Annotated in this window: 11 protein-coding genes; 6 read left to right on the forward strand and 5 right to left on the reverse strand. The window is 38.7% G+C overall.

Going from position 1 to position 12,548, the window contains the following annotated elements; all coding sequences use genetic code 11:
- Window positions 1–99: 99 nt before the first annotated feature.
- The 4 genes from jag to rpmH all read right to left on the reverse strand — a co-directional run bounded on the left by jag (window position 100) and on the right by rpmH (window position 2,426).
- A complete protein-coding gene (jag, locus tag LMC10_RS09085) occupies window positions 100–867 on the reverse strand; it encodes an RNA-binding cell elongation regulator Jag/EloR (protein WP_229269625.1) in 768 nt (255 codons plus the stop codon).
- A gap of 95 nt (window positions 868–962) precedes the next feature.
- Window positions 963–1,796, reverse strand: coding sequence for a membrane protein insertase YidC (gene yidC, locus LMC10_RS09090; RefSeq protein ID WP_229269626.1), 834 nt, complete (start codon window positions 1,794–1,796; stop codon window positions 963–965).
- A 3-nt stretch (window positions 1,797–1,799) separates the two neighbouring features.
- Window positions 1,800–2,153, reverse strand: coding sequence for a ribonuclease P protein component (gene rnpA / locus LMC10_RS09095; protein WP_003665224.1), 354 nt, complete (start codon window positions 2,151–2,153; stop codon window positions 1,800–1,802).
- 138 nt (window positions 2,154–2,291) lie between these two features.
- Complete coding sequence (gene rpmH, locus LMC10_RS09100) at window positions 2,292–2,426, reverse strand: 50S ribosomal protein L34 (RefSeq protein WP_003665227.1); 135 nt, start codon at window positions 2,424–2,426, stop codon at window positions 2,292–2,294.
- A 495-nt stretch (window positions 2,427–2,921) separates the two neighbouring features.
- On the opposite strand from rpmH, the gene dnaA reads away from it, so the two are divergent.
- On the forward strand, window positions 2,922–4,244 hold the full coding sequence (dnaA, locus tag LMC10_RS09105; protein ID WP_229269627.1) for a chromosomal replication initiator protein DnaA: 1,323 nt from the start codon (window positions 2,922–2,924) through the stop codon (window positions 4,242–4,244).
- A 175-nt stretch (window positions 4,245–4,419) separates the two neighbouring features.
- Window positions 4,420–5,562, forward strand: coding sequence for a DNA polymerase III subunit beta (gene dnaN, locus LMC10_RS09110; protein ID WP_229269628.1), 1,143 nt, complete (start codon window positions 4,420–4,422; stop codon window positions 5,560–5,562).
- Between the two features lie 65 nt (window positions 5,563–5,627).
- Here dnaN and LMC10_RS09115 read toward each other — a convergent pair whose 3' ends face one another.
- Entirely contained in the window at window positions 5,628–6,422 is a 795-nt protein-coding gene (locus tag LMC10_RS09115; protein WP_229269629.1) for an SDR family NAD(P)-dependent oxidoreductase, read from the reverse strand.
- A gap of 268 nt (window positions 6,423–6,690) precedes the next feature.
- Between LMC10_RS09115 and yaaA the strand changes: the two genes are divergently transcribed.
- From yaaA to gyrA, 4 genes are read left to right on the forward strand one after another with little or no spacing between them, the layout of a single operon-like run.
- Window positions 6,691–6,912 (forward strand): S4 domain-containing protein YaaA, encoded by a 222-nt coding sequence (gene yaaA / locus LMC10_RS09120; RefSeq protein WP_003665230.1) that lies wholly within the window; start codon window positions 6,691–6,693, stop codon window positions 6,910–6,912.
- Between the two features lie 8 nt (window positions 6,913–6,920).
- Window positions 6,921–8,045 carry a DNA replication/repair protein RecF gene (gene recF / locus LMC10_RS09125; protein ID WP_003665231.1) on the forward strand — a complete coding sequence of 375 codons (1,125 nt, stop codon included), beginning with the start codon at window positions 6,921–6,923 and terminating at the stop codon, window positions 8,043–8,045.
- 26 nt (window positions 8,046–8,071) lie between these two features.
- Complete coding sequence (gene gyrB, locus LMC10_RS09130) at window positions 8,072–9,991, forward strand: DNA topoisomerase (ATP-hydrolyzing) subunit B (protein WP_229269678.1); 1,920 nt, start codon at window positions 8,072–8,074, stop codon at window positions 9,989–9,991.
- Between the two features lie 42 nt (window positions 9,992–10,033).
- Entirely contained in the window at window positions 10,034–12,538 is a 2,505-nt protein-coding gene (gene gyrA, locus LMC10_RS09135) for a DNA gyrase subunit A (protein ID WP_229269630.1), read from the forward strand.
- The last annotated feature ends 10 nt before the right edge of the window (window positions 12,539–12,548 follow it).

Genomic DNA, 12,548 nt, shown 5'->3' on the forward strand with positions numbered 1-12,548 from the left:
ATCACTAACATGGTCAAAGCACTTTCACTACTTTAACGAATATTAAATTTATAACCGCTCATATTCTAAGATCATTATCAGAAATTGTCAACAAATAAGTTAGTCCTTGGGCGCAATCACGATACTCCGGTAAGGTTCCCGACCGTGGGAGTATGTTTTTACGTGGTGATTATTCTCAAGTTCATGGTGAATTTGTTTCCGTTCGCGGGCGGGCATCGGGTCCATAAAAACTGCTTTCCCACTTGCAACTACTTCCATCGCTGCCTTTTGGGCCAGGCTGTGAACTGCTTCTTGACGCCGTTCGCGATAATTGGAAGTATCAAGTTCAACATTTACTTTTGCCGCTCCATGGTAATCCATGAATATATTACTAAGCTGTTCCATCGCATTGATCCGGCGACCGTGCTTCCCGATCACTCGTCCATTTTCCTCAGTTTGAAGATCAATTTTGAGGTCATGAGCTTCTAAATTAATAATCCGTGGTTCAACAGCAATCCCCAATTCCTTAAATACTGTTGTTAGATACTCAACCAATTCTTTACTAGTTGCTTGAACCTTTTTAAGATTGGCCTGTTGCCGCCGCTTGATTTCAGCAGGGTCGAGCTCATCTTCAGCGGAATTTAAGCTTGCAGGCTTTTGTTCTGGCTCTTTTGCCGGTTGCTCATCTTTTTCTTCCAGTGAGGGCATCGCAATTTCTTTATCTTTTATTACTGCATCCACTTGCGCTTGGCGTCGTCCAATTCCCAGAAAACCGTGCCGCGGCTGTTGAAGAACCGCAAATTCAATTGTCTGATTAACGGTTGGCTTCAATTGCACACGTGCCTTTTCTTTTGCTTCTTCAATTGTTGTTCCAGTAAAAACTGCCATTTTTATCCCCCGTGAATTTAATTAATTTCCACTCTTTAAATTTATTACTAAATAAAAAGGCTCGCAACAACTTTACTTGTCACAGCCTTAATAACTTATTTCCGCTGACTTTGGTAAGCGCGACGTTTTGCTTTTTCAATCTTGCGACGTTTTGCTTTCTCAGCCCGTTGCTTTTCTTCACGTTCACGACGAATCTTAAATGGATTCTGGATGATAAGCGTTTGGACAACTTGGAAGGCATTTGTTACTACCCAGTATAAGGTAATAGCTGAAGAGAATCCCAATGCCATGAAGAATACCATAATCGGCATAAACCACGTCATTGTAGTTGTCATTGAGTTTTTTTCGGGCATTGAAGCCATGGACAACCATGAACTAATAAATGTAAATAATGCCGCTAGAATAGGCATAATGTAGTATGGGTCCGGGTGACCTAACTGAAGCCACAAGAAAGTTCCATTCCGTAAGGCTGAGGTCCGCCAGATTGCTTGATAAAGAGCCCACATAACTGGTAGCTGAACCAGTAACGGAAGCATCGAAGCCCATGGATTAACTCCTGCTTCTTTATAGAGCTTCTGCGTTTCCATTTGCATCTTTTGCATTGACTCGCGATCACGTGATGAGTACTTTTTCTGAATTGCCTTTAGTTGAGGAGCAAGTTCTTGCGTCTTCATCATGGTCTTTGTTTGGTAGAACATCAATGGCAGTAAGATGATCCGGATGATGATCGTAAAGATAATGATCCCCATTCCATATCCGCCAAAGTGCTTTGATAACCAAATGATAAATTGTGAACAGTTATAGATAATGTAGTGGTCCCAGATACCAGTACTATGACTAGTAATTGGCTTATTGGAGCAAGCAGCTAAAAATAGGGTTAAGCTCATGATTGCTCCCAAGCTTAGGAATTTTTTTGTTTTCTTATTCAAATCCTAATCCTCACTTTTTTCATCTAACAAATGTGCTCGCTTTAAAACGTGCACTAGGTTTTTCTTTGTTTCTGCCATTGATAAACCATCTGCCGCTGACCGAGCAATAACCAAGAAATCAACATCAGACCGTAATTGCGGTTTCACCTCTAATAATGTTTGACGAATACGCCGCTTAACCCAATTACGATGCACAGCATTTCCAATCTTTTTTCCAACAGAAATACCGACACGAAAATGTTTTTGTCCTGGCTTTTCCATTTGATATACGACAAATTTGTGGTTGGCCACGGAATTATGGGTTTCAAAAACCCGTTGAAACTCACTTTCCTTTTTTACGCGATATGATTTTCTCATTTGTATAATCCCCAGCCTTAATTTAAGTAGATATAAAAATAGGGCCGGGCATACGACAACTTTAACGATTCAAATTGCTCGTCAAGCTGACTGCCCTGCCCCACACAATAAAAAAAGCCACTATAAAAGTGGCCGTGGTTATGCAGATAATACTTTTCTGCCCTTTTGACGCCGACGTGCTAATACCTTACGGCCGTTACTGGTGCTCATGCGCTTACGGAAGCCATGGACACGTGCACGGTGACGCTTCTTTGGTTGAAACGTGCGCTTCATACAATTGCACCTCCTATTAAATTCGAGTGGTTTGGTTTCTAGAGTCTAAAAGACGATCTCTTCAAACATACTTTGGTAGTATAACACACTTACCGAAATTAATAAACGGCGAATTTTTATTTAAATTTTTTTGATTATTAACAAAATTAGTAAAATAATCCACAGCGTTGTGTAAATTCATAATTTGTGGACAAGTTATCAACAACGTTTTTCAGAGATTATCCCCAGATTAACACCTGTTGATAAAGTTATCCACAAGCAGTCTTTTAGGTGTTGATAACTCTCTAGTTTACTGCTATATCAATAGCATATATCAACACAATTCTGTGGATAAGTGATGACGGAATCTCCTTTTCCCCATTTTTCACAGCAATATTATTAATTTACACACAGTGTTGTGTAAACTTTTTTATTATTATCCACTTGGTTGTGGAAAACTTTCCCATGTAATGATAAAATACCGTTTGTAATTTAATACTTTAGGAGGAAATTATTTTGACTGAGCTCGATTCTCTGTGGGAAGCGATCCAAAATTCATTTCGTCAGGATACCACTCCGGTTACCTTTGACACTTTGATTGCTCCGGCAAAAGCAATTTCTCTCTCTCAAAATCAACTGGAAATCGAGGTGCCCACTCCGGTGCACCGCGATTTTTGGCGCAAAAATTTAAATACGCAGCTTAAAGAATTCGCTCAACGGGAATTGGGACGCAATATTGAGCCGCATTATATTTTAGAGGGAGAATTTACCTATACAAATAAAAAAACAGAAGATGATCCAACTCCTTCTTTTGAGATGGATACTCCTCTTAATCCTCATTACAACTTTGGAACATTCGTTGTTGGAGAAGGAAATAAAATGGCACACGCTGCAGCATTTGCCGTTGCCGAAAGCCCGGGCAGCCTTTACAACCCGCTCTTTATTTATGGGGGGGTTGGTTTAGGAAAAACCCACTTAATGGAAGCGATCGGTAACCATATGCTTCAAGTTAATCCAAATTCGCGTGTCAAATATGTGACGAGTGAGGATTTTACCAACGATTATATTAATGCTATTCGTAACAATACGACTGAACAATTAAGAGAAGAATATCGTAACCTTGATCTCCTATTAATTGATGATATTCAATTTTTAGCCAACAAAGAGGGAACACAGCTAGAATTTTTCAATACTTTTAATGCCCTTCATGATCGCAAAAAACAAATTGTTATGACATCTGACCGGATTCCAAATGAGATTCCTGAACTGCAAGACCGGCTTGTATCACGTTTCAGATGGGGACTTACTGTCGAAATTACTCCTCCTGATTTAGAGACGAGAATTGCCATCTTGCGGAGTAAAGTTGAGGAAGATCATATTGATATTGGAAACGACACCCTTAATTATATCGCTGGCCAAATCGATACAAACATTCGTGAACTAGAAGGAGCCTTAACAAAGGTTCAAGCATTTGCTAATTTAAGCGGTGAGCGAATCACGCCAAGCTTAGCATCTCAAGCATTAAAGGGACTTCATCGCGTAGCCAAAAACGAAATATCAATCGCTACAATTCAAAAACAAGTCGCTGATTTTTATAATATAACTCAAGGAGATATCCTTGGTAAAAAGCGAGTTAAACAAATCGTTATGCCTCGCCAAATCGCTATGTATCTTTCTCGAGAACTCACCGATTACTCTTTGCCAAAAATCGGCAACGAATTCGGCGGCAAAGACCATACCACCGTTTTACATGCTATCGATAAAATCGAGGCAGAACTAAAAAAGGATACTGACTTACAAAACGATATTACAAAATTAAAAGCTAAACTACGATCATAAGCTGTGGATAAGTATAATAATTATCCTCAAACTTATCCACAAGTTATCAACAGGTGGATAACTCGCAATAAAAGGTGTTTAAATAGTTTTCCACAGTATTAACAGGCCCTACTACTACGACTATATTTTAAACTATTAAATATATTTATATACTTACACAAAAGGACTGAAACATATGAATTTTACAATTAACCGATCTGCATTCATTAGTCAATTAAATAATGTCTTACGTGCTATTTCATCTAAAACCACAATTCCAATTCTTACTGGATTAAAGATGGTCGTAAACGAAGACAACATTATGTTAACTGGTAGTAATTCAGATATTACAATTGAAAGTGTTATTAACGCTAATGATGCTGATAATGATTTAACAATTGAAGATACTGGAGCTATTGTGTTACCAGCCCGCTTCTTCAGTGATATTGTCAAAAAGTTACCAGATAAAAAAGTAACTATTGAAGTTACAAGTGGTTTTCAAGCAGATATTACATCTGGTTCAGCTAAATTCCAAATTAATGGTCAAGATGCTGAAAACTTTCCCCATTTACCAGAAATTGAAACTAACAAATCAGTAACTCTTCCTAACGACATCCTTAAAGAAGTAATTCGTCAAACCGTCATTGCGGTATCAAAGCAAGAAAGTCGCCCAATCCTTGCCGGGGTGCATATGACGTTAAAAGATGGCGTCCTAACAGCTGTTGCAACAGATAGTCATCGACTTGCACAACGGAAAGTGGTCCTCGAAAATATAGATAACGGCATAGATTTTGATGTGATCATTCCTGGAAAGAGCATGGAAGAACTTTCCGGAATGATTAGCGATGTCCATGAAGATGTACAAATGCAAGTAACCGAAAATCAAGTATTGTTTATTTTTGGTAATACTCATTTTTATTCGCGATTACTAGAAGGGAACTACCCTGAAACCAGTCAATTAATTCCACAAACTGCTGATACAACCGTTGAGCTAGAAGCTGGGACATTTCTATCATCAATTGAGCGTGCTTCACTTTTATCTCATGAAAGCCGTAACGATGTGGTTAAGTTAAGTCTAAAGCCATCAGAAAATCTTGTCCGAATTAGCGGTGATTCTCCAGATATCGGTACCGTTGAAGAAGAGGTAGTAACGTCTGCTCTTGATGGTAATGATCTTGAAATCTCGTTTAATCCTAACTACATGAAAGATGCTTTGCGTTCTTTTGGTCAGGCAACGATCAAGATTTCATTTACTTCACCATTGCGACCATTTACCTTGGTACCAACAGAAGATCAAGAAAACTTTGTCCACTTAATTACGCCAGTACGGACATTTTAAGCATAAAAAAGAGGGTGTTGAAATTTTTACAACATCCTCTTTTTGTGTAATTGTGAATTTAGATTTTAGAAGAGTGTCGGGACTAATCCACCGTCAAGTCGGAGTGCTTCACCGGAAAATGATGATGAATATGGACTAGCTACAAAAGCAGTAAAACGACCAACTTCTTCTGGACGAATTAATCGTTGAATTTGTGAAAGTGGACGGTGATTTTTCATGAAGTCACTTTCCCATTTATTTTCAGGAACATCTGTATTGCTATACATGTTAACAAGCATTTGTTGGACTCCTTCTGTAAGAGTTGAACCAGGCATTATAGTATTAACTGTTACATGGGTACCTTTAGTCAACTTAGATAAACTTTTTGCTAGTGACAAGTTCATTGTCTTTGTCAAACTATATTGTGGCATTTCGCCAGATGGCATAACAGCTTCTTCGCTGGCAATAAAAATAATTCTCCCAAAATCCTGTTCAAGCATTTTAGGCAAATAGAATTTAGCAAGAGCATTACCTGAATAGAAGTTAACATCGATAAAGTGTTGCCAAGTTTCTTCAGAAATGTCGAAGTAATCCATCGGTTTAAAAATTCCCATATTATTTACTAAAATATCAATCTTTGGGAATGCTGCAAATAATTCTTGACGTTGTTGTGATTGGGAAATATCGTATGCTGCCCCTTGAGGATTAGTATCTGGGAATTGCTCTTTAATTTCGCTAACAATGGTATCAACATCTGCTTTTTTACGACCATTGATAATAACATTTGTGCCTTCTTTTGCCATTTCAATTGCAATTGCTTTGCCAATTCCCTTAGTTGACCCTGTAATTAAAGCTGTTTTTCCTGTTAAACCTAAATCCATATTCATCTACCTCCAATAAATATTTATATAATTATATTTCACTGCTAACTTTTGACAAGTAAAATGCATTAGTATACTCAATTATAGTTAGACTGAGAATAATTTTAATTAACATTTTTGATTTATATTCAGATTTTTGACCATAGAGCAAATTTAACCGAATTTTGATAAAAAAGGCTAAAATAAGTTAATGCGCTCAGAAAGGCTAATAACGCAAAATTAGATCAAATAATGTGGTATAATAGAATTACAAAAGTAGGTGAAAAAAATGGAAGAAAAGTCAGTGTTGATTGATAGTCCATTTATTACACTCGGCCAGTTACTCAAAGAAGAGGGGATTATTCCTACTGGCGGAGCAGCTAAATGGTTTCTAAAAGAAAATACTGTATTAGTAAATGATGAGCCAGATGATCGGCGGGGACGCAAATTGTATCCCGAAGATAAGATTCAAATTCCTGACCACCAATTACTTGTTATTAAGAGTAAGTAGGGATAAGCATGATTCTGACGGAATTGCATTTACATCACTTTCGAAATTATCAGGATCTAACCGTTCACTTCAACCCTGGAGTGAACGTTTTAATTGGTCATAATGCACAGGGTAAAACGAATATGCTAGAGGCAATCTATGTTCTTTCCCTGACCAAGAGTCATCGAACAAGTAATGACCATGAACTTATTAATTGGCAAGAAAAATCAGCCCTAATAAGTGGTACGGTAGAGAAAAGTATTGGTAAGATTCCGCTTGAATTACAATTCTCAAGTAAAGGAAAAAAGGCAAAGGTAAATCATTTAGAACAAGCGCGATTATCACAGTATGTTGGTCAACTAAATGCAATATTGTTTGCCCCTGAGGACTTGTCGTTGGTAAAAGGGTCCCCAGCTTTACGGCGCCACTTTATGGATCGAGAGTTTAGCCAGATGAGTAGCAAATACCTCTACAATGCAGGCCAATATCGCACACTCTTACGACAAAAAAACAAATATTTAAAGCAACTAAAATATAAGCAACAAACTGATCGCGTCCTTTTAGGAGTCCTATCTGATCAGCTTGCTGCTTTTGGTGCGGAAGTAATTATTGCCCGTCAACATTTTTTAAAGCACCTTGAAGGATGGGCAGCTGATTTGCATCAAGAAATTTCACTAAATAAGGAATCATTACGGCTTGAATACGTTAATCAATTAAAGGTTAGTGATGATACTACTGTTGAAGAGGCTTATCAGGCACTTTTTAAGTTATATCAGGATAATGAACAGCGTGAAATCGAGCAAGGAACAACAATTTATGGTCCTCATCGGGATGATATCCGCTTTCTGGTAAATGATAAAAATGTGCAGGCGTTTGGATCGCAAGGACAACAGCGAACGACAGCACTATCAGTAAAACTAGCAGAGATTGATTTGATGAAAGAGCAAACAGGCGAGTATCCATTATTATTATTAGACGATGTGTTATCAGAACTAGATACAATTCGACAAACACACCTGTTAACAGCCATTCAGAATAAAGTTCAAACATTTTTGACGACCACTAGTCTGAGTGATGTTGCTCGCCAGTTAATTAATGAACCCACGATTTTTGAAATTGAGCACGGCACTTTGAATAAGGAGGAAGTAAAGTGAGCAACGAACAACAAAAAGAAACCAAGATGGAATTGGCTAGCGAGTATGATGCTAGTCAAATTCAGGTTTTAAAGGGATTGGATGCAGTTCGAAAGCGTCCCGGAATGTATATTGGTTCCACTTCAGCCCAGGGACTTCATCACCTTGTTTGGGAAATTGTCGATAACGGAATTGATGAAGCCTTAGCAGGATTCTGTGATGAAATTAATGTTGTAGTTAATCCAGATAACAGTATTACTGTTAAGGATAATGGTCGGGGAATTCCAGTTGATACACAAAAAGAAACCGGAAAGTCAGCCTTAGAAACGGTCTTTACCGTTCTGCACGCCGGAGGAAAATTTGGCGGCGGCGGATATAAGGTTTCTGGAGGTCTTCACGGGGTAGGGGCTTCTGTTGTAAATGCCTTATCCACTGAATTGGATGTTAAAGTTGCTCGTCAAGGTAAACGTTACTACATGGATTTTGATCATGGTCATGTTAAGTCTGCAATGAAGGTAATTGAAGAAGGACTTCCAGAAACTGAGCATGGTACAACTGTTCACTTTAAGCCGGATCCAGAAATTTTCCGTGAAACAACGACTTACAATATTAAAACTTTAACTGATCGTTTAAGAGAGTTAGCCTTCTTAAACAAGGGACTTAAAATCACGATCGAAGACTTACGACAAGCAGACCATGAACGGAAAGAATTCCATTATGAAGGTGGGATTCGTCATTATGTTGAATACCTTAATGAAGATCAAAATGTCTTATTTGACCCACCAATTTACGTGGAAGGTAAAGAAAACGATATTACTGTTGAAGTATCCTTACAATATGCAGATTCATATCGTAGCAACTTACTAACTTTTACTAATAATATTCATACTTACGAAGGTGGAACTCATGAGACCGGATTTAAGATGGCTCTTACACGCGTTATTAATGACTACGGCCACAAAGCAGGTGTTTTAAAGTCGAATGAGACCTTATCAGGAGATGATGTACGGGAAGGTTTAACTGCTGTTGTCTCCATTAAGCACCCTGATCCGCAATTCGAAGGACAGACTAAGACTAAGTTAGGAAATTCAGATGCACGAACAGCGACGGACCATGTCTTTGCGGCAACATTTAACCGGTTCTTATTAGAACACCCAGACGAAGCGCGGCAAATTATTGAAAAAGGTCAACTCGCTTCCAAAGCACGAGTGGCTGCTAAACGGGCACGGGAAGTTACTCGTAAAAAGAGTGGTCTTGAAATTAGTAATTTGCCAGGTAAGTTAGCTGATAACACAAGTAAGGATCCTGAAATTTCAGAATTATTTATTGTCGAAGGGGATTCTGCCGGTGGATCAGCAAAGCAGGGACGTTCGCGACTCACCCAGGCAATCCTTCCAATTCGAGGAAAGATCTTGAATGTTGAAAAAGCAACCCTTGATCGAGTTCTAGCTAATGACGAAATTCGTTCTCTATTTACCGCTCTTGGAACAGGTTTTGGGGATGACTTTGATATTACAAAGGCTAATTACCATAAATTGATTATCATGACTGATGCGGATGTCGATGGTGCCCACATTCGGACATTACTGTTAACCTTGTTCTACCGCTTTATGAAACCAATGATTACGCATGGGTATGTTTATATTGCCCAACCGCCGCTATATCAAGTTCGGCAAGGTAAATTTGTAAAATACATTGACTCTGATGAAGAACTAGAACAGGTTGTAAGCTCACTGCAACCAAGTCCTAAGCCAGTTATTCAACGTTACAAAGGGCTAGGTGAAATGGATGCTGAGCAATTATGGGAAACAACAATGGACCCAGAAAATCGGCACCTATTACGAGTAAAACTAGACGACGCAGAACAGGCTGATAAGATTTTCCCAATGCTAATGGGAACCAAGGTCGGACCACGGCGCGACTTTATTGAGCAAAATGCTAAGTTCGTTGAAAACCTTGACCTGTAATTAACTGTTGTTTACTGCTAACGCAAAAAAGGAGGAACGACATTGGGTGAACAAGATATGCCTAATCGGATCACGGATGTAAATCTTACGAGTCAGATGAAAAACTCATTCTTGGATTATGCAATGAGTGTTATTGTTTCACGTGCGCTTCCAGACGTCCGTGATGGATTAAAACCGGTACAACGCCGGATTCTATATGGAATGAATGAATTAGGGGTTACTCCAGATAAGCCTTACAAGAAGTCAGCCCGGATTGTCGGGGATGTAATGGGTAAATTCCACCCTCATGGTGACTCTTCAATTTATGAAGGACTTGTGCGAATGGCTCAAGACTTTAGTTATCGTTACATGCTTGTTGATGGTCACGGTAACTTCGGGTCGGTTGATGGTGATGGAGCGGCCGCTATGCGTTATACCGAAGCAAAGATGAGCAAAATTGCAGTTGAAATGCTTCGGGATATCAATAAAAATACCGTTGATTTCCATGATAACTATGATGGTACTGAAAAAGAACCGGATGTATTACCAGCTCGTTTTCCTAATTTATTAGTTAACGGTGCCTCAGGGATTGCCGTGGGGATGGCTACTAATATTCCAACCCATAATTTAGGTGAGGTTATTAATGGCCTGCATATGTTAATGAATAACCCTGATATTACAACGGAAGGACTAATGAAGGCTATTCCTGGTCCCGACTTTCCAACTGGTGGAGTAGTAATGGGTAAGTCCGGTATTCGTAAAGCTTATGAAACCGGTCGGGGAACTATTATTGTTCGAGCAAAAGTTGATATTGAAGAACAGAAGAATGGTAAGCAACGGATCATTGTTCACGAAATTCCATACATGGTTAATAAGGCAAAGTTAATTGAACGAATTGCTGAATTAGCTCGGAATAAAGATATTGATGGAATTACTGATGTTAACGATGAAACTGACCGTGACGGAATGCGAATTGTAATTGATGTTCGTCGTGATGCCAGTGCTGAAGTTATCTTGAATAATCTTTACAAGATGACCTTGATGCAAACAACTTTTAACTTCAATATGCTAGCAATTGTTAATGGTGCTCCAAAGATTTTAAGCTTGAAACAAATCTTGCAATATTATCTGGAACACCAAGAATCAGTTGTACGGCGACGGACAGAATTTGAATTAAAGAAAGCCCAAAATCGTGCGCACATTGTTGCTGGATTGCGGATCGCTTTAGATCATATTGATGAGATAATTAATATTATTCGTAATTCACAAACAAGTGAAGTAGCGAAAAATGAGTTGATGAATAATTATGGTTTATCAGATCGACAGGCTCAAGCTATCCTCGATATGCGATTAGTTCGGTTGACCGGTCTAGAACGTGAAAAGATAGAGGATGAATACCAAAAATTAATGGCAGCGATTGCCGATTACAAGGATATTCTTGCTCATCGCGAACGGATCAATCAAATCATTTATGATGAATTGATGGAAATTCAAAAACGTTTTGGGGATGAACGGCGGACTGAGCTTCAAGTTGGTGATATTACCAATATTGAAGATGAAGACCTAATTGAAGAAGAAGATATTATCGTTGCCTTGACCCACAATGGATACATTAAACGGCTTCCAGTTGATGAATTTAAGTCTCAGCATCGTGGCGGTCGTGGTGTTAAGGGAATGGGAGTTCATAAAGATGATTTTATTGAACAACTAATTTCTAGCTCAACTCATGATATGTTGCTCTTCTTTACTAATTCAGGAAAAGTATACTCAATGAAAGGGTATGAAGTTCCTGAATATGGTCGGGCTGCGCAGGGAATTCCAATTATTAACCTTCTTGGGATTAATAATAAAGAGAAGATTAGCGCTGTTATCAATGTTTCACATGAAACTAACGATGATGATAAATATCTCTTCTTTACTACCAAGCTAGGAACAGTTAAACGGACAGCAGTAACAGAGTTTAAGAATATTCGAAGTAATGGATTAAAGGCGCTTAATCTCCATGAAAACGATGAATTGATTGATGTAGAAGTTATTAGTGAAGATCAGCCAATGATTATTGGTACTCATAATGGATATGCTCTTAGCTTTAAATCATCAGTTGTTCGGTCAATGGGACGAAGCGCGGCTGGAGTTCGTGGGATTCGTTTACGAGATGAAGACTACGTAATTGGCGCTGCCCCTCTTAATTCTGATAGCAAGGTACTTGTAATTAGTGAAAATGGTTTTGGAAAGCAAACTCCTGCTTCTGAATACCCAATCAAAGGCCGGGGCGGACTAGGAGTTAAGACAGTTAATGTTACTGCAAAGAATGGCCCGCTAGTTGGTTTAACGACTGTCAATGGTGATGAAGATATCATGTTAGTGACCGACCAGGGAGTAATTATTCGTTTTGGCATTGAAAGTGTATCGCAAACTGGACGATCTGCGGTTGGTGTTCACTTAATTAAGATGGATAATGGTGCTCGTGTTGCTACGATTGCAAAGGTGGATAAAGAAGTCGATGAGGAGACTGAAGAAGTAACTAATAATTCCTCACAAGAAGAAAATCAACCAACAGAAAATTAAAAAATAAAGT

The organism is Limosilactobacillus reuteri subsp. simiae (assembly GCF_020784875.1).
In the GTDB taxonomy this organism is placed as follows: domain Bacteria; phylum Bacillota; class Bacilli; order Lactobacillales; family Lactobacillaceae; genus Limosilactobacillus; species Limosilactobacillus reuteri_H.